Annotated in this window: 21 protein-coding genes and 2 pseudogenes; 7 read left to right on the top strand and 16 right to left on the bottom strand. The window is 72.5% G+C overall.

Annotated features, from left to right (window positions below):
* Positions 1-5: 5 nt before the first annotated feature.
* Positions 6-596 (bottom strand): flavin reductase family protein, encoded by a 591-nt coding sequence (locus QE405_RS17245; RefSeq protein WP_307202996.1) that lies wholly within the window; start codon positions 594-596, stop codon positions 6-8.
* 40 nt (positions 597-636) lie between these two features.
* A complete protein-coding gene (locus tag QE405_RS17240; protein ID WP_307202994.1) occupies positions 637-1,155 on the bottom strand; it encodes a hypothetical protein in 519 nt (172 codons plus the stop codon).
* Positions 1,156-1,262: 107 nt separating this feature from the next.
* Here QE405_RS17240 and QE405_RS17235 point away from each other — a divergent pair, with 107 nt between their 5' ends.
* The gene (locus QE405_RS17235) at positions 1,263-2,438 is read left to right on the top strand and encodes a hypothetical protein (RefSeq protein ID WP_307202993.1); all 1,176 of its coding nucleotides are present in this window, start codon (positions 1,263-1,265) and stop codon (positions 2,436-2,438) included.
* Between the two features lie 7 nt (positions 2,439-2,445).
* On the opposite strand, the gene QE405_RS17230 is transcribed toward QE405_RS17235, so the two are convergent.
* From QE405_RS17230 to QE405_RS17215, 5 genes and pseudogenes are all read right to left on the bottom strand, one after another.
* Positions 2,446-3,693 (bottom strand): kynureninase, encoded by a 1,248-nt coding sequence (locus tag QE405_RS17230; RefSeq protein ID WP_307202991.1) that lies wholly within the window; start codon positions 3,691-3,693, stop codon positions 2,446-2,448.
* Positions 3,686-4,534: a tryptophan 2,3-dioxygenase gene (locus tag QE405_RS17225; protein WP_307202989.1), complete on the bottom strand. Its 849-nt coding sequence runs from the start codon at positions 4,532-4,534 to the stop codon at positions 3,686-3,688. The genes QE405_RS17230 and QE405_RS17225 overlap by 8 nt, the downstream gene beginning before the upstream one ends.
* Positions 4,531-5,211 (bottom strand): annotated as a pseudogene (locus tag QE405_RS21005) (replicative DNA helicase); the annotation flags it as partial. The gene QE405_RS17225 and the pseudogene QE405_RS21005, both read right to left, overlap by 4 nt.
* 327 nt (positions 5,212-5,538) lie before the next feature.
* Positions 5,539-5,814, bottom strand: a pseudogene (locus tag QE405_RS21000) (hypothetical protein); the annotation flags it as partial.
* Between the two features lie 68 nt (positions 5,815-5,882).
* Positions 5,883-7,082: a DnaB-like helicase N-terminal domain-containing protein gene (locus tag QE405_RS17215; RefSeq protein WP_307202985.1), complete on the bottom strand. Its 1,200-nt coding sequence runs from the start codon at positions 7,080-7,082 to the stop codon at positions 5,883-5,885.
* A gap of 488 nt (positions 7,083-7,570) precedes the next feature.
* Here QE405_RS17215 and QE405_RS17210 point away from each other — a divergent pair, with 488 nt between their 5' ends.
* Positions 7,571-8,914, top strand: a complete 1,344-nt coding sequence (locus tag QE405_RS17210) for an MATE family efflux transporter (protein ID WP_307202982.1) — start codon at positions 7,571-7,573, stop codon at positions 8,912-8,914.
* Positions 8,915-9,077: 163 nt separating this feature from the next.
* Here the strand turns inward: QE405_RS17210 and rplI are convergent, their stop codons facing one another.
* The 4 genes from rplI to rpsF all read right to left on the bottom strand — a co-directional run bounded on the left by rplI (position 9,078) and on the right by rpsF (position 10,931).
* A complete protein-coding gene (gene rplI / locus QE405_RS17205) occupies positions 9,078-9,524 on the bottom strand; it encodes a 50S ribosomal protein L9 (RefSeq protein WP_163771526.1) in 447 nt (148 codons plus the stop codon).
* A gap of 19 nt (positions 9,525-9,543) precedes the next feature.
* Positions 9,544-9,780 carry a 30S ribosomal protein S18 gene (rpsR, locus tag QE405_RS17200; protein WP_163771524.1) on the bottom strand — a complete coding sequence of 79 codons (237 nt, stop codon included), beginning with the start codon at positions 9,778-9,780 and terminating at the stop codon, positions 9,544-9,546.
* A 124-nt stretch (positions 9,781-9,904) separates the two neighbouring features.
* On the bottom strand, positions 9,905-10,507 hold the full coding sequence (locus tag QE405_RS17195) for a single-stranded DNA-binding protein (RefSeq protein WP_307202980.1): 603 nt from the start codon (positions 10,505-10,507) through the stop codon (positions 9,905-9,907).
* A 130-nt stretch (positions 10,508-10,637) separates the two neighbouring features.
* A complete protein-coding gene (gene rpsF, locus QE405_RS17190; RefSeq protein WP_307202978.1) occupies positions 10,638-10,931 on the bottom strand; it encodes a 30S ribosomal protein S6 in 294 nt (97 codons plus the stop codon).
* A 252-nt stretch (positions 10,932-11,183) separates the two neighbouring features.
* Between rpsF and QE405_RS17185 the strand changes: the two genes are divergently transcribed.
* From QE405_RS17185 to QE405_RS17175, 3 genes are read left to right on the top strand one after another with little or no spacing between them, the layout of a single operon-like run.
* Positions 11,184-11,981 (top strand): deoxyribonuclease IV, encoded by a 798-nt coding sequence (locus QE405_RS17185; RefSeq protein WP_307202976.1) that lies wholly within the window; start codon positions 11,184-11,186, stop codon positions 11,979-11,981.
* A gap of 55 nt (positions 11,982-12,036) precedes the next feature.
* Positions 12,037-13,206 carry a lipid II:glycine glycyltransferase FemX gene (locus QE405_RS17180; RefSeq protein ID WP_307202974.1) on the top strand — a complete coding sequence of 390 codons (1,170 nt, stop codon included), beginning with the start codon at positions 12,037-12,039 and terminating at the stop codon, positions 13,204-13,206.
* Between the two features lie 13 nt (positions 13,207-13,219).
* Positions 13,220-14,287, top strand: a complete 1,068-nt coding sequence (locus QE405_RS17175) for an alanine racemase (RefSeq protein WP_307202972.1) — start codon at positions 13,220-13,222, stop codon at positions 14,285-14,287.
* Here QE405_RS17175 and QE405_RS17170 read toward each other — a convergent pair.
* Complete coding sequence (locus tag QE405_RS17170) at positions 14,248-15,705, bottom strand: hypothetical protein (protein ID WP_307202970.1); 1,458 nt, start codon at positions 15,703-15,705, stop codon at positions 14,248-14,250. The two genes, QE405_RS17175 and QE405_RS17170, sit on opposite strands and share 40 nt — an antisense overlap.
* 3 nt (positions 15,706-15,708) lie before the next feature.
* Positions 15,709-18,009: a transglycosylase domain-containing protein gene (locus QE405_RS17165; protein WP_307202968.1), complete on the bottom strand. Its 2,301-nt coding sequence runs from the start codon at positions 18,007-18,009 to the stop codon at positions 15,709-15,711.
* Positions 18,010-18,163: 154 nt separating this feature from the next.
* On the opposite strand from QE405_RS17165, the gene QE405_RS17160 reads away from it, so the two are divergent.
* Together QE405_RS17160 and QE405_RS17155 are read left to right on the top strand one after the other, a co-directional pair.
* Positions 18,164-18,775, top strand: coding sequence for a PadR family transcriptional regulator (locus QE405_RS17160; RefSeq protein WP_307202966.1), 612 nt, complete (start codon positions 18,164-18,166; stop codon positions 18,773-18,775).
* Positions 18,776-18,877: 102 nt separating this feature from the next.
* Entirely contained in the window at positions 18,878-19,963 is a 1,086-nt protein-coding gene (locus QE405_RS17155) for an inositol-3-phosphate synthase (RefSeq protein WP_307202965.1), read from the top strand.
* Between the two features lie 124 nt (positions 19,964-20,087).
* Here QE405_RS17155 and QE405_RS17150 read toward each other — a convergent pair whose 3' ends face one another.
* The 3 genes from QE405_RS17150 to QE405_RS17140 form a co-directional block, all read right to left on the bottom strand.
* Positions 20,088-20,753 (bottom strand): AIM24 family protein, encoded by a 666-nt coding sequence (locus QE405_RS17150; protein ID WP_307202963.1) that lies wholly within the window; start codon positions 20,751-20,753, stop codon positions 20,088-20,090.
* 31 nt (positions 20,754-20,784) lie between these two features.
* The gene (locus QE405_RS17145) at positions 20,785-21,249 is read right to left on the bottom strand and encodes an SRPBCC family protein (RefSeq protein WP_307202961.1); all 465 of its coding nucleotides are present in this window, start codon (positions 21,247-21,249) and stop codon (positions 20,785-20,787) included.
* 77 nt (positions 21,250-21,326) lie between these two features.
* Positions 21,327-22,763: a CCA tRNA nucleotidyltransferase gene (locus tag QE405_RS17140; RefSeq protein ID WP_307205909.1), complete on the bottom strand. Its 1,437-nt coding sequence runs from the start codon at positions 22,761-22,763 to the stop codon at positions 21,327-21,329.
* Positions 22,764-22,818 lie beyond the last annotated feature (55 nt).

Genomic DNA, 22,818 nt, shown 5'->3' with positions numbered 1-22,818 from the left:
CGCGTTCAGCTCGGCCGGTCGCGGGTGACGACCTCGCCCGGCAGGCCCCACTCGGTGCCGCCGAGACGGGCCAGCGGGGCGAGCAGGTCGAAGCGGGGGTGGTCCCCGTCGAGCACAACGGGGTCGATCGTGAACGCGACGACGTCGGCGAGCAGGAGGGTCGCTCCGCCGACGGGGATGGTGGTGCGCAGCCGGCACTCCAGCGACGCCGGCGAGCCCGCGACGCGCGGCGGCGCCACGACCCGGCTGGGGGCCATCTGGAGCCCGACCCGGTCGGCCTCGTCGACGTCCGGGTCGACGCCGGCGCTCGTCGCGTTGACGGCGTCGATCAGCGGCTCACTGGCGAGGCTGATCGTGAGCTCGCCCGTGGCGCGGGCGTTGCGCAACGTGTCCTTCTCGCCCACCGACGTCACCTGCACCACCGGGGGGTCGGCGCTCGCGACGGTGAAGAAGGAGTACGGCGCGAGGTTGCCCACCCCGTCCGCGGAGATCGTCGAGACCCAGGCGATGGGCCGCGGCACGACGAGCGCCGTCAGCAGGCGGTAGGCGTCGACGCCCTCGTCGTCGGGACGGAGCACCACGTGGTCGGTAGCCATGCCCCCGATGATGCCCGGCGCCCCCACCCACCCCAGGACGTCATGCGGTGCGGTCGCCGGGGGCGCCGGGGCGCATGACGTCCGACGGGGTGGGGCGCCCGGTCCGGCCCACCAGCGCGAGCAGCACCACGGCGCCGACGACGGTGGTGCTGTCGATGGCGACGGCCAGGAGGAACGGGTCGGGCGAGAGGTCGGACCTCCACGCCGTGGGGGCGTAGGCCCAGATCCCGGGCATCGCCGGCTCCCACGGCCCTGCCGGCGACACCGCCCACAGGGGCACGAGCAGCGCGGCGGTCGCCGCGACGTACCCGGGCCGGCGCGCCCGCGCCGCCAGCAGCGTCGCGAGGAGGACGACGGCCGCGGCGAGCGCGACGACGAGGGGCGGCAGCGTCCACGACGAGAACCACACCAGGCCGGCGCCGTCCTGCACCGACTGCAGGACGTGCCAGCGCTCCACGAGCGTCAGCACGCCGTGGGCCAGGGCCAGCAGTGCCACGACGGCGTACGCGGCCCGCAGCACCCGCACGTGACCCTGCCGCCGCGTCTCGATCGTCTCCACGCGCTCCTCCGTTCGTCGGGCCCCGCCGCACAGCGTGGTGGCCGGGCACAACGATGCACGACGACGTCGTCCCCGTCGACGCGGGCGGGGTGCGGGACAATCGCGGGATGCAGACGTGGCGGACCGGCACCCGGTTGTCGCTGGCCGTCGACGCCCTGGCGGCGGACGAGGCCGATCCCGCGGTGGCGCGGCTCGTCGCCGCGTTCGGCGGTGAGCCGGCGTCCGTCGAGGAGGAACGGCTGGTCGGGGAGCCGCCGCGCCGGTCTCGGCGGCTGAGGTTCGCCTCGGGCGGGGAGGTCCTCCTGCAGGACGGAATCGTTGCCGCGGTCACCCTCCACGTCGTGCCGGTCCCGGGCGTGCCCCGCGGGCTCGACCTCACCGCGTGGCTCGGCGCGGGCGACGACACCCTCGACGTGCTGCGCGCCGCGCTCGGCACCCGTCGCGGTTTCGGGGGCTTCGGCACGCCGTACTTCGTCCTGGGCGAGGCCTACGCCCGCTGCGACTACCGCGACCGCCGGGGCTGGAACGAGTCCGGCAACCTGCTGGCCCTCACCGTCAGCCTCAAGCAGCCCGGCCGCGACCACCAGCCCGACACCGACTTCTGCCCCACGTGCGGCGACCTCCTCGTGCGGGGACCGGGCGACGCGCTGGACCTCGAGGCGACGGTCGGCACGCTCGCGGCGGCGGTGGCCGACGGCCGCCTGCGGGAGGACCCGTCGTGGGTGCCGCTCGGCGACGTGCTCCCCCTCGCGACGTCCGGGCTCATGGAACGGGTGGAGGCCCACCTGACCTGCACGACCTGCGCCACCGTGCTCTGCCTGACCCTGCCACGCGGAGGCGCTCCGGCCGTCGCCCGCACGTCGCTGGACCGGGCCCAGCGCCGCCCGATGGGTCCGGTGCCGCCCGTGGAGGAGTGGGGCGACGAGGCCCGGGTGGCCGCAGCACGGGACGCGATGCACTACGTCGACCACGAGCCCGGCGCGTGGTTCCTCGTCGAGGAGCGGGGCGTCCTCCTCCTCGACGCGCGGTACGTCGTCGGGAGCATGGCCGACGACTCCGCGCTGGTGCGCCTCGACGAGGGCGAGCTCGCGGCGTACCGGGCCGACGGCCACGACTACCTCACCGCCCTCGCGCGGCGCATCCACGACGGGAGTCCGCACCGGGAGGACTCGGTGTTCCGCGGGCGGGACCTCTACCGGGGGCCGGACGCGCAGCGCCTCCGGGCCGAGGTGAGCGCCGCGATCCGCGACCACACCTGGCTCGCCGCCCAGCGGCGCGGATGACGCCCGCTCAGGCGCGCCCCTCCTGCAGGAGGTCCGCCACGTGGGCCAGCGCCACGGCCACCTCGGTGAAGCTCGTGCTCAGCGGCGACATGCCCGCCCGCAGACCCATGGGCCGGCGGAAGTCGGGGACGACCCCGCGCCGCCACAGCTCCTCGACGACGGCGGCCATCGCCGGGTGCTCGAGCGTGACGTGCCCGCCCCGCCGGTCGGGGTCACGCGGTGAGGCGACGGTGACGCCGAGCGGGGCGAGGGCCTCGTCGGCGACCGCGATCGCGAACGCCGTCAGCTCCCGTGACTTCGCCCGTACGACGCGGATCCCGACCCGCTCGACGAGCCGCGCCATGTCCTCGAGCGGCAGCATGCCGAGGATGGGGGGCGTGCCGCTGATGAACCGTCGGATGCCCGGTGCCGGCTCGTAGCCCTCGCCCATCGCGAACGGGTCCGCATGGCCCATCCACCCGGCGATCGGCTGGGTCACCTCGTGCTGGAGCGCCGCGTTGACGTAGGCGAACGCCGGCGCCCCGGGCCCGCCGTTCAGGTACTTGTAGCTGCAGCCGGTCGCGAGGTCCACGCCCGCCGCGTCGAGGTCGACCTCGACCGAGCCCACCGAGTGGGACAGGTCCCAGAGCACGAGGGCGCCCACCCGGTGGACCGCGGCGGTGATCCCGGGGAGGTCGGCGATGTAGGCCGACTTGTAGGCGACGTGGCTGAGCGCGACGAGAGCGGTCTGCTCCCCCACGACCGCCTCGACCTCCTCCAGCGTCACGCCGGTGGCGGGGTCGGGACGGATCCATCGCATGCTCAGCCCCAGCTCGGCCGCGATGCCCTCCAGCACGAAGCGGTCCGTCGGGAAGTTCTCCGAGTCGGCGACGATCTCGGTGCGCCCGGGTCGGGCGGCCACCCCCGCGCGGGCGAGCTTGTAGAGCAGCACGGTGGTGGAGTCCGCGACCACCGTCTGCCCGGCCGCAGCGCCGAGAGCCGCGCGGCCGATGAGGTCGCCGAGCTCCGTCGGCCGGGTCATCCAGCGCTCGTCCCACGACCGGATGAGGCGCTCGCCCCACTCGGTGTCGACGAAGGTGCGGAGCCGCTCCGCCGTGCTGGCCAGCGGCCGGCCCAGCGAGTTGCCGTCGAGATAGGCCACGACGCCCTCGGGCAGCACGAACGCGCTGCGGTGCTCCGCGAGCGGGTCGGCGGCGTCGAGGGCCGCCGCCCGGTCGACGAGGTGCGTCGGGAGGAGGTCGAGGATGTCAGCCACTGATACCGGTCCTCACGCTGTAGAGCTCGGGGAAGAAGGTGAGGTCGAGCGCGCGACGGAGGAAGCCGACGCCGGAGCTGCCGCCGGTGCCGGGCTTGAACCCGATGGTGCGCTGCACGGTGCGCAGGTGGCGGAAGCGCCAGAACTGGAACGCGTCCTCCAGGTCGACGAGGTCCTCACAGGTCGCGTACTCCTCCCAGGCCGACGACGTGTCACCGTAGATCCGCTGGAACACCGGGACGAGGCCGGGGACCTCGACCCACGCCGCGCGCACGTCCCGCTCGAGCACGTCCGCCGGCACCGCGTGGCCCCGGCGGGCCAGGAGGCGGAGGAACGCGTCGTACACGGTCGGGGTGTCGAGGAGGCCCTGGAGCTCGGCCCGAGCCGCGGGCTTGGCGTCGAAGACCTCGAGCATGCGGGCGTTCTTGTTGCCGAGGATGAACTCGACAGCGCGGTACTGGTGGGACTGGAAGCCCGATGACGCGCCGAGGGAGCCGCGGAACTCCGCGTACTCGCTCGGGGTGAGCGTCGCGAGCACCGACCACTGCTCGGCGAGCGTCTTGAAGATGTGCTTCACGCGCGCCAGCGCCTTGCGGGCGCGGCTGACGTCGTCGGCGTCGAGGTAGCCGCGCACGGAGCGCAGCTCGTGGAGCACGAGCTTGAACCACAGCTCGGTCGTCTGGTGCTGGACGATGAAGAGCAGCTCGTCGGGGTGCACCGGGTCGCTGACCGGGTGCTGCGCCGAGAGCAGGCGGTCGAGGTCGAGGTAGGACCCGTAGTCCATCGTCGAGCGGAGGTCCGTGCGGACCCCGGGCTCGAGGGGACGCTCGCCGGCCGTCACTGCGCCATGTCCACGAACCGCGAGTAGTGGCCCTGGAACGCCACGACGATGTCGCGGGTCGCGCCGTTGCGGTGCTTGGCCACGATGAGGTCGGCCTCGCCGGGGCGCGTCGACTCCTTCTCGTAGACGTCGTCGCGGTGCAGCAGGATGACCATGTCCGCATCCTGCTCGATGGAGCCGGACTCGCGCAGGTCGCTGACCATCGGTCGCTTGTCGGCGCGCTGTTCCGAGCCACGGTTGAGCTGCGACAGCGCGATGACCGGCACCTCGAGCTCCTTGGCCAGCAGCTTGATCTGGCGGGAGAACTCCGAGACCTCGAGCTGGCGACTCTCGACCTTCTTGCCGGAGCTCATGAGCTGCAGGTAGTCGATGACGACGAGGCGCAGGTCGTGCTTCTGCTTGAGCCGCCGCGCCTTCGCCCGGATCTCCATCATCGTCATGTTGGGGCTGTCGTCGATGAACATGGGCGCGCTGGAGACCTCACCCATCTTCGTGGCGAGCTTCGTCCAGTCGTCGTCGGTCATCTGGCCGTTGCGGATGTGGTTGAGCGGCACCCGCGCCTCGGCCGAGAGCAGACGCATCGTGATCTCGGCGCGGTTCATCTCCAGGCTGAAGAAGACGCTCGTCATGTTGTTGTGGATCGAGGCCGCGCGGCAGAAGTCGAGGGCCAGGGTGGAGTTGTGCGTCGGCACCATCGACCGGCCCGCGAGGTAGAGGTGCGCTTCGTTGTCGACCTGCACGCACCGCACGGGGACGGAGGGCACCGGGCGGACCTCGGTGATGTAGCGACGCCCGATCCGAGCCGTGCTCGTCGGGCGCTCCTCCTTGTGGAGCAGGTGCTTGCGCTCGAGGCGGAAGACGTCGTCGGTCGTCGAGAAGTTGAGGATGTGGCACACCGAGTGCGCCGCGTCGCGGCCCTTGACAGCCCTCGTCGTGCGACCGCACCGGTAGCCGAGCGAGACGACCAGCTCGTGCACGTCGTCAGCCAGGCGCTGATCCGTCACCGCGAACTGGCAGGAGCCAACACCTTTGACGACCGTGCCATCGGTGTCGAGCAGGCCGGCGAGCAGGGCTCGACGGTCAGCCTCGGGGGCACGCAGGTAGGCGGCGGGAATGTGCTTGCGCCCGAGCACACCCGCCTTCCGCAGCAGAGCGGTGAAGGTGCCGTGGTCCGCCCAGCAGGTGACGCACCGCGGCCGGGGGCCTGGCAGGGGTGCACCGCACGAGAGGCAGCACCCGTCGATCGACTCCTCGGGGGCGAGCCGGATCGAGTAAGTCATCCCGCCCCGTGGCTCGACCGCGTAGCCGTCCGCCTCGACGTGCATCGGGATCTCCGGCGTCTCGGACGTCAGGCGATTCCCAGCGCGGTGTGACCGTCGCCGAGCCAGGCGCCCAGCGTGTACGGCGCGACCGGCAACGCCGCGTCGTGGCCGGTGAGTGGCGCGGCGTTGAGGACCGCGTGGTTCGCCCGCTGCTCGGCGCCGACTCGCACGGTGGCGGCGATCTGCTCGGTCGTCACGACGGACGCCCGGATGTTGTGGTTGCGGGCTCGGTTGTAGTTGTTGGCCGCCGCCCACGCCGACTTCCGCGCCGCTCTGGTCTCGGTGAGCCACTGGTGCTCCGCGTCGGCGACGATCGTCGTGCCGTCGGAGAAGACGACCTCGTAGCAGGGGCGGTCGACCATCACCTCGGTCGCCGCGACGACGCGCGTCGCCCGACCGTCGGCGTCCACGAGCTCGTCGCCGACAGCGACCTCACCCATCGTGGTCCAACCCGTCGGGGTGGGGAGCGGGGTGTCGAGCGCGAGCGCCTTCCCCATGGCAGGCCTCGCCGCGATGATGATCATCTGCCCGGAGTGCAGGCCGTTGGTCAGCTCGTCGAAGTCGGCGAAGCCCGTCGGCACGCCGTAGACCCCGCCGTCGCGGTTGCCGATCGCCTCGATCTCGTCGAGGACGCCCTCCATGATGTCCGCCAGCGGCGCGTAGTCCTCGCCCGACCGCTTCTCGGCGAGCTTGAAGACCTCGGCCTGGGCGACGTCGACGATGTCGTCGACCTCGCCCTCCCCGGCGTACCCCATGTGGACGATCCGCGTGCCGGCCTCCACGAGGCGCCGGAGCACGGACTTCTCGCGCACGATCTCCGCGTAGTACCCCGCGTTGGCCGCGATGGGCACGTTGGCCGACAGGGTGTGCAGGTAGGGCGCTCCCCCCACCCGCTGCAGCTCGCCCTTGCGCTGGAGCTCGGCGGCCACGGTCACGGGGTCGGCGGGCTCGCCGCGGCCGTAGAGGTCGATGATCGCGTCGAAGACGGCCTCGTGGGCCGGGCGGTAGAAGTCGGTGCCGCGGATCGTCTCCACGACGTCGGCGATCGCGTCCTTGCTCAGCAGCATGGACCCCAGGACCGACTGCTCCGCCGCGTTGTCCTGCGGGGGCGTGCGGTCGCCGCCGGAGCGCTGGGGGGCCTCGCCCGGCGCGTACGACGACGGCCCGTCGCCCCACTCCTCCGGAGGAGGTTCGGCGAACGACTGGTCCGTGTGCGCGACGCTCACGCTGCCTCCGATCTCGAGCCGCCGACGGGCCGGTCCAGGCCCTCGGGACGAGGGTGCCGGGGACCACCGACAGTTTCGCGGCGACCCAGCCGGGTCGTCCCGCGACGGCTGAACGTACGTGGCGCGGCGCCCCTCCGACAGCACCTTGTCCACAGGGCCTGTGGAGAACCGGTGGATAACGGTGGAGGACACGCCGCTGGACCGTCCCTTGCTGGGGACAAGCCTGTGGGAACGGCGCCCGCTAGTCGGCCCGCAGGCCTGTGACCTGCGGCAACGGGTTCTCCACCCTGTGGATGAAAACTTCTGACCTGTGGATTGCAATCGGTCGCACGACACGCCGAGAGGCGTTTCGGACGGCACCGGGTACCACCGCTATGCACAGGAGGACCCCCTTTACACACAGGCCGCCGCTTTGTCCATCGAACCCGGGCGAGTCGGGACCTCCGGCCGCCCTCGGGGGCGACGGAGCACCCTCCTAGGATCGGTCGGTGCTCGGACCACGTGACCGCGAGATCCTCCGCCTCGCCGTGCCCGCGTTCCTCGCGCTGGTCGCCGAGCCCCTCTACCTCCTCGCGGACGCGGCCATCGTCGGCCACCTGGGCACGGCCGAGCTGGCCGGTCTCGGCATCGCCGCGGTCGTGCTGCAGACCTTCGTGGGACTGTGCGTCTTCCTCGCCTACGGGACGACCGCGGCGGTCGCGCGCCTCCTCGGTGCGGGGGACCTGCGCAGGGCCCTCGACCAGGGCATCGACGGCATCTGGCTCGCCGTGCTCCTCGGCGTGCTCGTCATGGCCGTCGGCATCCCGCTGTCCCGTCCGCTCGTGGCCGTCTTCGGCGCCGGCGAGGCCGTGACGGACCTGGGGGCGACGTACCTCCGCGTCTCCCTGCTCGGCGCCGTCCCCCTGCTCGTCATGCTCGCCGCCACCGGCGTGCTCCGCGGGCTGCAGGACGTGACCACCCCGCTCGTCGTCGCGATCGCCGGCAACGCCCTCAACGTCGTGCTCAACCTGGTGCTCGTCTTCGGCGCCGGGCCCGTCCCGGCCCTGGGCATCGCGGGCTCCGCCCTCGGGTCGGTGATCGCGCAGACCCTCAGTGCGCTCGCCCTCGTCGTCGTGGTCGCCCGCGGCGCCCACCGCCACGGGGCGTCGCTGCGCCCCCGCCTCCCGGGCATCCGCGCCGCCGGGCGCGCCGGCGTGCCCCTCGTCGTGCGCACCCTGACGCTGCGAGCGGCGCTGATCGTGACGACGTACGCCGCGACCCTGACCGCCGTGCGCGGCACCGGCGCCGACGAGGCGGTGACCCTCGCCGCGCACCAGCTGGCGGCGACGCTGTGGGGCTTCCTCGCCTTCGTGCTCGACGCCATCGCCATTGCCGCCCAGGCGCTCACGGGCCGGTCCCTCGGGGCGGGGGACCGGGAGGGGACCCGCGACACCACCCGCCGGATGGTGCAGTGGGGTGTCGGCAGCGGGGTCGTCACCGGCGTGCTGCTCGCGGCGTCGAGCCCGTGGCTGCCGCGGCTGTTCACGCCCGACGCGTCGGTCCACCCCCTGCTGACGGCCGCGCTCCTCGTGATCGCGCTGGGCCAGCCCCTGGCGGGGGTCGTGTTCGTGCTCGACGGGGTGCTCATCGGGGCGGGCGACGGGGTCTACCTCGCCTGGGGCGGCCTGGCGGTGCTCGTCGTCTACGCGCCGGTCGTGCTCGGTCTGGCCCTGCTCGCGCCCCACCTGGTCGCGGTGTGGGTCGCGCTGACGTTCGTGTTCATGGGCGCCCGCGCCGTCGTGCTGCTGCGCCGCGCGCGCACCGACGCCTGGATGGTGACGGGGGCGGCCTGACCGGGCGTCACTTTCCCCGGTCGACCGGGGAAAGTGTCACTTCGCGTATCAATGTTGATGGTCTAAGCGGCGTGTTCCCCGGTCGACCGGGGAAAGTGTCGGCCCCCCGAACGCAGAACGGGCCGCCCTCCGAGGAGGGCGGCCCGTCGTGGTGGAGCTGGGGTCAGGCAGCCTGCACGTTGATCGACACGGCGGCCGACACCTCGTCGTGCAGCTTGACCGACACGTTGTGCGCGCCGAGCGACTTGATCGGGTTGGTGACCACGATCGTGCGCTTGTCGACGGACTCGCCCGTGGCGCCCGTGATCGCCTCGGCGATCTCGGCGACCGTGACGGCACCGAAGAGGCGGCCGCCCTGGCCGGCACGGACCTTGACGTCGACCGTCGCGCCCTGGAGCTTGGACTTGATCTCCTCGGCGTGCGCCTGGTCGCGCACGGCGCGCGCGGACCGCGCGGCCTTGATCGACTCGACGGTCTTCTCCGCACCGCGCGTCCACGCGATGGCGACACCGCGGGGCACGAGGTAGTTGCGGCCGTAGCCCGGCTTCACGTCGACGACGTCGCCGGCGGCACCGAGGCCGTCGACTTCCTGGGTCAGGATGAGCTTCATGGTTCTCTGACTCCCCTTCTCAGCGACCGGCGGACGAGTAGGGCAGCAGAGCGACCTCGCGGGCGTTCTTGATCGCCATGGCGATCTTGCGCTGCTCCTGGACGGTGACGCCGGTGACGCGGCGCGCGCGGATCTTGCCGCGGTCCGAGATGAACTTGCGGAGCAGGTTGACGTCCTTGTAGTCGATGACCTTGACGTCGGCCGCCTTGAGCGGGTTCTGCTTCTTCTTGGGCTTGCGGATGACTGGCTTCGCCATTGTGGTGCTCTCCTCACGAGAAAGCCCGGCTCAGTTGCCGGAATGGGTCGATGGTTGGTTCGGACGGCCCGGGGGCCGTCATGGGTGTCGCGTGCGACGCGACGCCGCGAGGATCAGGACAGGATCAGAACGGGGGCTCGTCGGAGCCGCCGCCGACACCCGGGGCACCCCAGGGGTCGGCGCCGCCACCGGACTGGCCACCGCGCGACCCGCCGCCACCCGACGGCGCGGGCGAGGCCCACGGGTCGTCGGCCGCGGGACCGGACGAGCGGGAGGGGCCACGGTCGTCGCCGCCGAAGCCGCCACCACCGCCCTGGCCCCCGCCGTAGCCACCGCCGCCACCGCGCTGTCCGCCCCCGCCGCCTCCGGCGCGGGTGACCTTCGCGGTCGCGAACTTGAGCGACGGACCGATCTCCTCGACCTCGACCTCGAAGACGGTGCGCTTCTCGCCCTCGCGGGTCTCGTAGCTGCGGGCCTTCAGCCGACCCTGCACGACGACACGCATGCCGCGCTGCAGGGACTCCGCCACGTTCTCGGCCGCCTGCCGCCAGATCGAGCAGCGGAGGAACATGGCTTCGCCGTCCTCCCACTCGTTCGTCTGCCGGTTGAAGTTGCGCGGCGTCGACGCGACGGTGAAGTTGGCGACCGCAGCCCCGGAGGGGGTGAAGCGGAGCTCGGGGTCGTCGGTCAAGTTGCCGACGATGGTGATGACGGTCTCGCCTGCCATGTCAGGTCTCCTCGTTCGGGACGTCGGTGCCCCGGTCGGGCTGCGCGACGGGTGTGCCGGTCATCGTCGCCGAAGCGACGCTGCCTGGCGACCCGCGATCCACAGCTCGATCAGGACGACTCGGATCGAGTCAGCCGCGGATGTCGGGCCGGATGACCTTCGTGCGGAGGATCGACTCGTTCAGCGTGAGCTGGCGGTCGAGCTCCTTGACCGTGGCAGGCTCGGCCTGCAGGGTCACGACGGCGTAGATGGCCTCGGCGTTCTTCTTGATCTCGTAGGCGAGGCGGCGCTTGCCCCACACGTCGACGTTCTCGACCGTGCCACCGTCGTTCCGGACGACGTTCAGGTACTTGTCGAGGGACGCGCCGACGGTGCGCTCCTCGATGCTCGGGTCGAGGATGACCATCAGTTCATAGCTACGCACAGCGGTCTCCACCTCCTCTGGACTAGGCGACCACGGTCTCTCCGTGGCAGGAGGGCTCTGCGTCACCCGCCTCCCCGGGAGGGCGGCGGGTGGTTCGCTGCTCCGCCACCCGTCGGTGGGCGCAGAGCAGACGCGTGAGACTAGCAGCGCCGTACGACGCCGGAGAAATCCTCCACAGGCCCGCCCCGCGCGGGGACAGGGCGCGGGATCGACCGGTCAGGACCGTCCGTGCCGCTGCCTACGATGGCCGGCATGAGCGAGCTCGTCATCGGTGCGCACGTCGACCAGACCGACCCGATCGCCGAGGCGCAGGCCCGGCAGGCCCCCGTCGTCCAGATGTTCCTCGGCGACCCGCAGGGCTACAAGGGTCCCGAGGTGGCGTACGCCGGGGGTCCCGCCGCGCTCCGGGAGGCCGCGGCCGCCGCCGGGGTCGGGATCTACGTGCACGCGCCCTACATCGTCAACGTCGCGACGACGAACAACCGCATCCGCATCCCCAGCCGCAAGCTGCTCCAGCAGCACATGGACGCCGCGGCGGAGATCGGTGCGCTCGGCCTGATCGTCCACGGCGGCCACGTCAACAAGGCCGACGACCCGGCGAAGGGCTTCGACAACTGGCGCAAGGCCGTCGAGGCCACCGACATCAAGGTGCCGCTGCTCATCGAGAACACGGCGGGCGGCGACAACGCCATGACGCGCTACCTCGAGCGTATCCAGGGCGTGTGGAACGCCATCGGGTCCGCCGAGGGGGCCGACCAGGTCGGGTTCTGCCTCGACACCTGCCACGCGCACGCCGGCGGCAACGCGCTGGAGTCGGTGGTGGAGGACGTCCGCGCCATCACGGGACGCATCGACCTCGTCCACGCCAACGACAGCCGCGACGACTTCGACTCGGGCGCCGACCGCCACGCCAACTTCGGCGCCGGCCGCATCGACCCCGACCTGCTGGCCTCCGTCGTGCGCGACGCGGGCGCCCCGGTGATCTGCGAGACGCCCGGCGGGGCCGACGAGCACGTCGCCGACTTCGCCTGGCTGCGCGAGCGGCTCTGACGGGCCCCCGAGCACCGCCCCGAGCACCGCCCCGCCCACCGGTAGCCTCGCTCCCGTGACGACGACGACCCCCTCCGCCCCGGTCACCGCCCGCGGCCCGCTGGCCGTGCGCACGATCACGGGAGAGGAGCACCTCGCGTTCGTCCGCAGCCGTCGCTCGGCGAGCTTCCTGCAGACCCCCGCGTGGGGCGCGGTGAAGGCCGAGTGGCGCCGCGAGTCGGTCGGCTGGTTCGCCGGCGCCGAGCTCGTGGGCGCGGCGCTCGTGCTCTACCGCCAGGTGCCCAAGGTGAAGCGCTACCTGGCCTACCTGCCGGAGGGTCCCGTCATCGACTACGCCGACGGTGACCTCGAGGGGTGGCTCCGCCCGCTCACGACCCACCTCAAGGGCCAGGGCGCCTTCGGCATCCGCATCGGGCCGCCCGTCGTCGTCGCCCGCTGGGACGCCGCGACCGTGAAGGAGGGCGTGGCCGACCCGGAGGTCCGCCGCCTCGGCCAGCTGCCCCCGACGGAGCGGTCGGCCGCCGGCGCGACCGTGGTGTCGCAGCTCCAGGAGCTCGGCTGGCGCAAGCTCGAGGCCGAGGGCGGCTTCGCGGCGGGCCAGCCCGCCTTCAACTTCCAGGTCCCGCTGCGCACGCCCGAGGGCGAGCCGCGCACGGAGGCCGAGGTGCTCAAGGGCATGAACCAGCTGTGGCGCCGCAACATCAAGAAGGCCGACAAGGCGGGCGTCGAGGTGACGACGTCGGTCGACGACGCCGCGCTCGAGGCGTTCCACGCGCTCTACGTGCACACGGCGGAGCGGGACCACTTCACCCCGCGCCCCCTGGCCTACTTCCGCACGATGCGCGACGCGCTCAACGCGGAGGAGCCCGACCGGTTCACCTTCTTCCTCGCCCACCACGAGGGCGACCTCGTCGCCGCGACCATCGCGATCCGGGTCGGTGCCCACTACTGGTACTCCTACGGCGCCTCCTCCACCGCGAAGCGCGACGTGCGCGGCTCCAACGCCGTGCAGTGGGCGATGGTCCGGGCCGCCCTGGCCGCGGGCTGCGACGTCTACGACCTGCGCGGCATCACCGAGACCCTCGACGCCGACGACTCCCACGTGGGCCTCATCCAGTTCAAGGTCGGCACGGGCGGCGAGGCCGTGGAGCACGTCGGGGAGTGGGACCTCCCCGTCAACCGGTTGCTCTACAAGGCGTTCGACCTCTACATGAGCCGGCGCTGAGAGAGGTACGACGATGAGCCTGGTCCTGAACGTCGACGGTCCCGTCTGGCGCGACCACCTGCAGTCCTTCGCGGCGGCCCACCCGGGCCTCGTGCCCGTGCTCAAGGGCAACGGCTACGGCTTCGGCCTGGGCCGGCTGGCCCGCAAGTCCACCTGGCTGGGCGTCGACACCATCGCGGTCGGCATCCACGAGGAGCTCGGCGAGGTCGCCAACCGCTTCGACGGCTCGCTGCTGGTGCTCACCCCGTGGCGCCCGTTCGGCGCCGCGCTCGAGCTCGCGCCCGGCAGCCCCCTAACCCGCCGCGTCATCCACACCGTCAGCCGGCTCGAGGACGTCGAGGCGCTGCTCGCGCACGACCCGTCCGCCCGCTTCGTCCTGGAGCGCACGACGTCCATGCTGCGCCACGGTCTCTCGGCCCGCGAGCTCCGCGAGGCCGGGGCGCTGCTCGAGGCCCGCGGGGGGCTCGCCTCCCAGCTGCAGGGCGTGGCGCTCCACCTCCCGCTGGCGCAGGGCTCGCACGTGGGCGAGGTGCGGCGGCTCATGACCGACGTGATCGCCGCGGGCCTGCACACGACGACGATCTGGGTCAGCCACCTCTCCGACGCGGAGCTCGCGACGCTCGCCGCGGCGTACCCCGACTACACCTTCCGCCCGCGCGCCGGCACGGGGCTGTGGCTGGGCGCCCGCGGCGCGACCCGCGTGACCGCCACCGTGCTCGACACGCACCCGGTGGAGCGGGGCGACGTGTTCGGCTACCGCGGCCGCTCCGCGCCGAAGGCCGGCACGATCCTCGTCGTCTCCGGCGGCACGGCGCACGGCATCGGCCTCGAGGCGCCCGCCGGCGACCTGTCCCTCAAGGCCCGCGCCGCGACGCTGGCCCGGGGCGGGCTCGACGCCGTCGGCTTCGTGCGCTCGCCGTTCTCCATCGACGGCAAGCAGCGGCTCTTCGCCGAGCCGCCCCACATGCAGGCCTCGATGCTCTTCCTGCCGGCGGGCTCGCGCGTGCCGGCCGTCGGCGACGTGGTCGACGTGCGGGTGCGCTACACCGCGACGTCGTTCGACCGCACCGAGGTGAGCTGACGCTCGACCCCGACGGGGTCGCGTGACGGCATCGCGACGTCACGCACGACCCATCCGGCGAGCGCGAGGAGCGCCACCACCCGCAGCAGGGTGAGCGCGGCGAGGGGCGCGTCGTTGGTCGAGCTCCCCGACGCCAGGGCCCCGGTGGTCGTCCACCAGAGCACGGCGGCGTGGGCCAGCTCGACGGCCTGCCACGTGAGCAGCGGCTCCAGCCGCGGCCGCGCCAGCACGGCGAACGGCAGCACCACGAGCACGTCGCCCGGCCCGGCGGCGAACAGCACGGCGCCGGCGACCACGACGAGCAACACCGCCTGCTCCGGTCGCGGGGGCCGCGGCGCCCGGAACGCGAGCACCGCGACGGCGCCGATCCACAGCGCGAGCACGACGAGGGCGACGAGCGGGTACGCCGGGAGCTCGCCCCCGCCGGCGGCCGTGCCGATCCAGCGGACGGACCCGGTGCCCGCGGCGTCGTCGAGGGCGGCGCGCCAGCCGGCCCGCCAGACGCCGGCGCCCGTGACGAGGGCGGGCAGCGACACGGCGAGCCAGGTGAGCGCCGTGACCAGGACGAGGGTGAGCGGGTCGGCGCCGGGGGTGCGCGCGGCGGTGTCCCGCGCGAGCGCCCGCGCCGCGAGGGCGACGAGGAGGCCGGCGAGCACGAGCCACGCGGCCCACGTGAGGGTGACCGCGGCGCCCAGCATCAGTCCGGCGGCGAGGGCCTGCCCGCGGCGTACCGCCAGCAGCGCCCCGGCCGCGAGGGCCACGCCGACGAGCCCGACGTCGACGAGCGCGGCGACGACGAGCAGCGGAGAGGCGGCCACGAGCACCCCGTCCCACGCCCGCAGCGGTCGGACCCGGGCGACGACGAGCACCACGAGCATCGCCGCGAGGCCGACGAGCACGGCAGCCCAGAGGACGGTCGCGGCGGCCTCCGCCCGCACGTCGTGGTCGCGGTAGAGGTCCGCCACCGGCAGCCCCGCGCGCTCCTCGCGCACGTCGGCCCCGGGGGCGACGAACGAGGCCAGCGCCGCGTGCAGGTACGTCGCGCCCGCCAGCGCCTGCGTGCCGTCGACCGTGTAGCGCGCGGGGGCCCCGCCCGCCGGGGGCGTCGCCGACGGGTCGCCGACGCGCTCGCCGTACGGCCACACGCCCTCGGCGCCGCCGCCCGCGACGTACGCGTGCGGGAGCGCGGAGAAGCAACCGGGCGCGAACCGCGGCGAGTCGGCCGTCCAGCCGTCGGTCGAGCAGCCCGCCCGCAGGCCCGCGCCGAGCGCCACGAGGAAGCCGGCGAGGAGGCAGCCGACGACCAGGGGCGTCCACCACCGGCCCCGCGCGTGCAGGCCGCCCGGACCGCCGAGCACCTCGCTCAGCCGCGCGACCGCCGGGTCGTCGAGCGTCGGCGACGCGGGTGAGGGGCGCACCGACTAGTCCTGGCGGCCCTGGCTGCCGCCGCCCGGCAGGATCCCCGTGGGCTCGCCCGTCGGCTGTCCGGTCGGCTGCCCCGTCGGCGGACCGCTCGGCTCCGGGTCGGGGGTGGGCTCGCCCGTCTCCGTGGCGGGCGGGGGCTCCTCGGTCGGCTCAGGCTCGACGGGCGCGCTCGTCGGCGGGGCCGTCGTGGTCGGCGGCGCGGTCGTCGACGGTGCCTGCGACGGCTCGTCGTCGGAGCCGCCGCCGCCGTTCCCGCTGCCGCCGCCCTGCGGCGCCTGCGGCCGGCCGCTGTCACCGTCGAGGAAGACCGGGTCCGGGAAGTCCATCTCCTCGGTGCCCTCGAGGGCGCGCTCCATCACCTCGGCCCAGGTCTGGGCCGGGAAGCGACCGCCGAAGTACTCCGGCAGCCAGCCCTGCAGCTGCATCCGGCCCGTGCCCCGCACGTAGGTGACCGCCGTGGCGAGCTGGGGGGTGTAGCCCACGAACCACGACGACGAGACCTCGCCGTCGTCGTTGGTGGCGGTGCCCGTCTTGCCGGCCGCGGGGCGGTCGATCTCGCCCGCCCGCGTGCCGGAGCCCTGCTGCACGACCTGCTGCAGCGCGTACGACGTGTCCGCGGCGACGTCGGAGGAGATGGCCCGCTCGGGCGCCTTCTCGTGCTCGTACTTGACGGTGCCGAAGCGGTCGGTCACCCGCTGCACGACGTGCACGGGGTTGTAGACGCCGTCGTTGGCGATCGCGCCGTAGGCCGCGGCCATGTTGATGGGGCTGACGTCGCCCGAGCCGAGCGACACACCGAGGTTGGTGTCGAGGCCGCGCGACTCGGTCGGGATGCCGAAGTCGCCGCCGTCGTTGGACGGGATGCCGAGGCGGTTGGCCGTGCCGAGGATCTGCTGCGGACCGTCCTCCATGTCCTCGGTGAGCTCGATGAACGCGGTGTTGATCGAGTCCTCGGTGGCGGTCTCGAGGCTGACCTGACCGTAGGACCGGTTGCCCTGGTTCTCGATCTCGCTGCCGTCGTCGGTGCGGAAGGGCGAGTTGCCGTTGAAGCGGTCGCGCAGCGAGTAGCCGTCGGTCAGCGCCGCCGCGACGGCGAAGGCCTTGAAGGTCGACCCCGGCTGCACGAGCTGCGCCGCCCAGTTGAGCTGCGAGTCGAGGTAGTCCTGGCCGCCGTAGAAGCCCTTCAGCGCCCCCGTGTTGGGCTCCACCATCGCGACGCCGACGTGGAGCGCCTCCGACTGGTTCTGCTCCGGGTCCTCGTAGTAGTTGGCGAAGCCCTCGGGGAACTCCTCCGCGACGCCGTCGGCCGCCGCCTGCATCGCCTGCTCGGTGAAGGTGGTCTCCACGCGGAGGCCGCCGCCGTCGATCTCGGAGGCGCTGAACCCGAGGTCCGACAGCTCCTCGCGCACGAGGGTCAGCATGTGGCCGCTCTGCCCGCCGTACGTGTCGTTCTGCTCGATGACGGGGAACTCCGGCAGCGCGTCGCGCACCGCGTCGGCGTCGGTGGCGGCGATGTCGCCCGCCTCGACCATCCCGTCGAGCACGTACTGGTAGCGCCCGAGGAGCCGCTGCTCGGCGTCGGGGCCGTTGGCCGGGTCGAAGCGCGTCGGGTTGTTGATGACCGAGGCGAGCACGGCCGACTGCGCGAGCGTGAGGTCCTTGGCGGGCACGCCGAAGTACGCCTGGGCGGCGGCCTGGAGGCCGTACGCACCGCGCCCGAAGTAGATGGTGTTGAGGTAGCCCTCCAGCACCTGCTCCTTGCTGAGCTGGCGCTGGATCTTCAGCGAGAGGATCGCCTCCTTCGCCTTGCGCGTCAGCGTGCGCTCCTGCGTGAGGTAGAGGATCTTCACGTACTGCTGCGTGATCGTGGACGCGCCCTGCGTGGAGCCGCCCGAGGCGTTGGAGAAGGCCGCGCGCATGATGCCCTTCGGGTCGATGCCCCGGTTGGTCCAGAAGCTGCGGTCCTCGGCCGCCACGACGGCGTCGCGGGCCGTCTCCGGCATCTCGTCGAAGGTGATCGACTCGCGGTTCTGGGTGGCGAACGACCCGATCTCCGCGTCACCGCCGCTGTAGTAGATCTTCGTCGTCTGCGTCTGGAAGTCCGAGTTGGGGTCCGGGATGTCGATGCTCTGGTAGAGCACGATGAAGCTCCCGACCGCCACGAGCGACAGGGACAGGAACACGACGGCGAACCACAGGAGCAGGCGCTTCCAGAGCGCCCGCTTCGGGCCCTTGGCGCCCTTCGCTCCCTTGCGCCCCTGCTGCGGGGGACTGTCGGCGCGTCGCTTTCCAGACATGGGGCGGGGGTTCCTCCTGCTGTGCGGGTACCGCGGGGGCGGTCAAACCCGGACAGAGTACGCACCCGCGCTGTGGGCCCGTCCCGGACACGTGACGGACGACGCGCGCTCACCGGTGGTTCACCGTTGCGGATATATCGCTACGATAGGTCGCATGGCACGTCGTGGAGAGACCATCGAGCTAGCAGTCCTCGGACTGCTGCACGAGGCACCCATGCACGGCTACGAGCTGCGCAAGCGGCTGAACCTGATGCTCGGGTGGGGTCGCCTGCTGTCCTACGGCTCGCTCTACCCGGCGCTGAAGCGGATGCTGCGCACCGGGCTCATCACGGAGACCACGGTCTCCACCACCCCCGTGACGCGGCGACCGCGCATCGTCTACGAGGTGACCGAGGACGGCAAGCTGGAGTTCAAGCGCCTCATGTCGGAGGTGGGTCCTGCCGCGTGGGAGGACGACACCTTCGACATCCGCTTCGCCTTCTTCAGCCGCACCGACATGGAGATCCGCCTGCGGGTCCTCGAGGGGCGGCGCACCCGACTGCAGGAGCGGCTGGACCGCGTGCAGTCCGACCTCCGGCGCACCCAGCAGGAGGTCGACCAGTACGCCGCGGAGCTGCAGCGCCACGGCGTCGAGTCGGTCGAGCGTGAGGTCCGGTGGCTCTCGGACCTGATCGACGCCGAGCGCGGTCGCCCCGTCGACCGGGCGCCCGGCGACGGTCACCCCCCCGACACGCCGCCCGCCGCCGCACCGGCAGCGGGCACCTGAGCCGGGCACCGCAGCACGCTCCGCAGCAGCACGCACCGCAGCACCGCCAGCAGCGACACATCCAGACCTGTCCAACCAGGAAGAGCAAGTGAGGAGAGCCCCATGGGTTCGGTTCGAGTAGCGATCGTGGGAGTCGGCAACTGCGCCACCTCCCTGGTCCAGGGCGTCGAGTACTACAAGGACGCCGATCCCGCAGGCACCGTCCCGGGGCTCATGCACGTCGTCTTCGGTGACTACCACGTCGCCGACGTGGAGTTCGTCGCCGCCTTCGACGTCGACGCCAAGAAGGTCGGCTTCGACCTGGCCGAGGCGACGCAGGCCAGCGAGAACAACACCATCAAGATCTGCGACGTGCCGCCCACCGGCGTCACGGTGCAGCGCGGCCCGACGCTCGACGGCATCGGCAAGTACTACGGCGAGACCATCGAGGTGTCCGACGCCGAGCCGGTCGACGTCGTCCAGGTGCTCAAGGACACGAAGGCCGACGTCATGGTGTCCTACCTCCCGGTGGGCTCCGAGGAGGCGGACAAGTTCTACGCCCAGGCGGCCATCGACGCCGGCGTCGCGTTCGTCAACGCGCTCCCCGTCTTCATCGCCTCCGACCCGGAGTGGGCGGAGAAGTTCCGCGCCGCGGGCGTCCCGATCGTCGGCGACGACATCAAGAGCCAGGTCGGCGCCACCATCACGCACCGCGTGATGGCGAAGCTGTTCGAGGACCGTGGCGTGACGCTGGACCGCACCTACCAGCTCAACGTCGGCGGCAACATGGACTTCAAGAACATGCTCGAGCGCGAGCGCCTGGAGTCGAAGAAGGTCTCGAAGACGCAGGCCGTCACGTCCAACCTCACCGGCAGCCTGGCCGGCAAGGTCCACGACAAGAACGTCCACATCGGTCCCTCGGACTACGTGGCGTGGCTCGACGACCGCAAGTGGGCCTACGTGCGCCTCGAGGGCCGCGCGTTCGGCGACGCCCCCATCAACCTGGAGTACAAGCTCGAGGTGTGGGACTCCCCGAACTCGGCCGGCATCATCATCGACGCCATCCGCGCCGCGAAGATCGCCAAGGACCGCGGCATCGGTGGCCCGATCATCTCCGCGTCGTCCTACCTGATGAAGTCCCCGCCGGTGCAGCTGCCGGACGACGAGGGTCGTCGTCGCGTGGAGGCGTTCATCCGCGGCGAGGAGTGACCTCCCCGCACCCCTGAACGACCGCGATCCACCCCGATCCACCCCGTTCCACGCGAACGCCCCGCGACCTCACCGAGGTCGCGGGGCGTTCGTCGTACCGGAGCGGAGCCGGGTCAGGGGCGGGTCACGAGGTGGGCACCGGCGCCCACTCGTAGGCCTGGATGACGACGAACCCGGGGCCGTGGAAGACGTACTGCAGCGCCTCGCCCGTGCCGCCGCGCAGCAGCGACTTGGCGTTCATCGAGTTGTGGACGCCCGGTGCCAGGTTGGCCGACCAGCAGACGGCGGCGTCGGAGTCGACGTAGACCGGGCCCTGCGAGGCGTCGAGCACCGTGACGAGCCCGACGGCCACGATCGCGACCGTGCCGGTGCCGCCGATCGTGGTGTTGAAGAGACCCGCGCCCATCATGCCCGCGCCCTTGGTGCGGTTGATGTCCCACTGCAGGTCGGCGTCGAAGGCCAGCAGGTTGCGGGAGTTGATCGAGATGCCCTCGTTCTCGAGGTGCAGCAGGTTGACGTAGCCCGCCGACTCCGCGAAGTAGACCTCGCCCTGGCCGCGCACCCGCATGAGGGCGAGGTTCTCGCTCGTGAACACCTTCTTCGCGAGCTTGCCGATGCTGCCGGCGCCCTCGTGGTCGAAGGTGACGTTGCCGCGGTAGGCGATCATCGACCCCTTCGCTGCAAGGACGTCGGGGCCGAGGCCGACGCGCAGCGTCTGGGGGTTCTGGAGCAGGTAGCGGTCACCGCTCTGCTGGGGCAGGTTCTCCTTGGCGAAGAGTTCGCTTCTCATGACGGAGGTTCCTACCCCAGCAGGACAGCGATCAGGCCTCCGCGGTCCGCTTGATCCGCGCCAGCGTCTGCTGCATGCCCTCCTGCAGCGCGCGCGTGAAGCCCGGAACGCCGCCGAGCACGTACTTCGTGAGGTTGAGCGACACCCCGGAGATGCCGTCGGGGGTCTCGCGGCGGTGGACCAGCGTCGTACCGCCGTCGGAGGGCACGAGCCGGTAGGACCACACGGTGCGGTTCTCCCGCACGCGGAACGCGATCTCGCGCTGGGGGTCGAAGCGCACGACCTTCGCGGTGGTCGGCCAGAACTTCCAGCCCTGCCGGTTCAGGTTGACCATCGTGGCGCCGAGCCGCACCCCGCCGGGCACGAACGTGCGCACGACCTGGTCGCTGAACTCGGCCTGCCGGGGCAGGTCGGAGACCAGCGCCCACACCTGGGCGGGGGACGCGTCGATGTCGATGGTGGCCTCGAGCTCGGTCGAGGTGGGTGCTGCGGTCACGGCGGGCTCCGTCGCGGTCGGGGGAGGGGACCCCCCGACGCTAATGAACGCGCGTCAACAAGGCAAGGGTCGGAGCCTCAGCCCTGGCGCTCGGCCCACCACGCGCGCAGCGCGGCCTCGGCGGTCGCCGGGTCCTGCGGGCCGTGGTCCATGCGCTGCTCGAGCAGGAACTTGTAGGCCTCGCCGACGTCGCGGCCGGGGCCGATCCCGAGGATCCCCATGATTTGGTTGCCGTCGAGGTCGGGCCGCATGGCGTCGAGCTCCTCCTGCTCGGCCAGCTCGCCGATGCGGCGCTCGAGGTCGTCGTACGTGCGGCGCAGCCGCTCGGCCTTCCGCCGGTTCCGCGTCGTGCAGTCGGCGCGCGTGAGGATGTGGAGGCGCTGGAGCTGGTCGCCCGCGTCCCGCACGTAGCGGCGGACGGCGCTGTCGGTCCACCCGCCGTCGCCGTACCCGTGGAAGCGCAGGTGCAGCTCCACCAGCTTGCTGACCGCGTCGATCTGCTCGCCGGAGAAGCGGAGCGCCTTCATGCGCTTGCGCACGAGCTTGGCACCCACCACGTCGTGGTGGTGGAAGGTGACGGAGCCGTCCTCGAGGAACCGCCGCGTGCGCGGCTTGCCGATGTCGTGCACGAGCGCGGCGAAGCGCACGATGAAGTCGGGCGTGCCCGGGCCGTCCGGGGCGGCGAGCCGCTCCTCGAGGTCCATCGACTGCTCGAGCACGGTCAGCGAGTGCTCGTAGACGTCCTTGTGCCGGTGGTGCTCGTCGCGCTCGAGCTGCAGGGCGGGCAGCTCGGGGAGCACGCGGGCGGCCAGGCCGGTCTCGACGAGGAGGGCCAGGCCCCGGCGGGGGTACGGCGCGCACACGAGCTTCACGAGCTCGTCGCGCACCCGCTCGGCGGAGATGACGTCGATGCGCTCGGCCATCGCCGTCATCGCGGCCACGACGTCGGGCGCCACGTCGAAGCCGAGCTGCGCCGCGAAGCGGGCGGCCCGCATCATCCGCAGGGGGTCGTCGGAGAACGAGTCCTCCGGGCGGCCCGGCGTGCGCAGCACGCGGTGGGCGAGGTCGCCGATCCCGCCGAAGGGGTCCTCGAAGACCCGCCCCGGCACGGAGACGGCCATGGCGTTGACGGTGAAGTCGCGGCGGCCGAGGTCGCCGACGAGGTCGGTGCCGTAGGCGACCTCGGGCTTGCGGGAGTCCGCGCTGTAGGCCTCGGAGCGGAACGTCGTGATCTCGATCGTCCAGTCGCCCTTGCGGCAGCCGATCGTGCCGAACGCCCGCCCGATGTCCCAGACGGCCTCCGCCCAGCCCTTGAGGAGGCGCTCGACGGCGTCGGGGTGGGCCGACGTCGTGAAGTCGAGGTCGTTCTGGAGGCGCCCGAGCATGGCGTCGCGCACGGGACCGCCGACAAGGTGGAGCGAGTGGCCAGCCGCCTCGAAGCGCTCGCCGAGCTCGTCGACGACCACGCCGATCCGCTCCAGCTCGCTGCTCACGCGCTGCTGCACCTCGACCATCGAGAGGGGCGGCGTGGGGGCGTCCGGCGTCGTCGCGGGGACGGCCGGGGAGGAC

It is taken from the genome of Nocardioides zeae, from assembly GCF_030818655.1.
Classification (GTDB): domain Bacteria; phylum Actinomycetota; class Actinomycetes; order Propionibacteriales; family Nocardioidaceae; genus Nocardioides; species Nocardioides zeae_A.
This window is presented reverse-complemented; position numbering and strand designations above follow the sequence as displayed.

Excerpts from the sequence above, each read along its gene's own strand:
- rpsR (WP_163771524.1), bottom strand. The coding sequence starts at position 9,780 with ATGGCGAAGCCAGTCATCCGCAAGCCCAAGAAGAAGCAGAACCCGCTC.
- rplI (WP_163771526.1), bottom strand. The coding sequence starts at position 9,524 with ATGAAGCTCATCCTGACCCAGGAAGTCGACGGCCTCGGTGCCGCCGGC.
- QE405_RS17165 (WP_307202968.1), bottom strand. The coding sequence starts at position 18,009 with ATGTCTGGAAAGCGACGCGCCGACAGTCCCCCGCAGCAGGGGCGCAAG.
- QE405_RS17150 (WP_307202963.1), bottom strand. The coding sequence starts at position 20,753 with ATGAGAAGCGAACTCTTCGCCAAGGAGAACCTGCCCCAGCAGAGCGGT.
- QE405_RS17160 (WP_307202966.1), top strand. The coding sequence starts at position 18,164 with ATGGCACGTCGTGGAGAGACCATCGAGCTAGCAGTCCTCGGACTGCTG.
- QE405_RS17185 (WP_307202976.1), top strand. The coding sequence starts at position 11,184 with ATGAGCGAGCTCGTCATCGGTGCGCACGTCGACCAGACCGACCCGATC.
- QE405_RS17245 (WP_307202996.1), bottom strand. The coding sequence starts at position 596 with ATGGCTACCGACCACGTGGTGCTCCGTCCCGACGACGAGGGCGTCGAC.
- QE405_RS17155 (WP_307202965.1), top strand. The coding sequence starts at position 18,878 with ATGGGTTCGGTTCGAGTAGCGATCGTGGGAGTCGGCAACTGCGCCACC.
- QE405_RS17235 (WP_307202993.1), top strand. The coding sequence starts at position 1,263 with ATGCAGACGTGGCGGACCGGCACCCGGTTGTCGCTGGCCGTCGACGCC.
- QE405_RS17195 (WP_307202980.1), bottom strand. The coding sequence starts at position 10,507 with ATGGCAGGCGAGACCGTCATCACCATCGTCGGCAACTTGACCGACGAC.
- QE405_RS17175 (WP_307202972.1), top strand. The coding sequence starts at position 13,220 with ATGAGCCTGGTCCTGAACGTCGACGGTCCCGTCTGGCGCGACCACCTG.
- QE405_RS17140 (WP_307205909.1), bottom strand. The coding sequence starts at position 22,763 with ATGGTCGAGGTGCAGCAGCGCGTGAGCAGCGAGCTGGAGCGGATCGGC.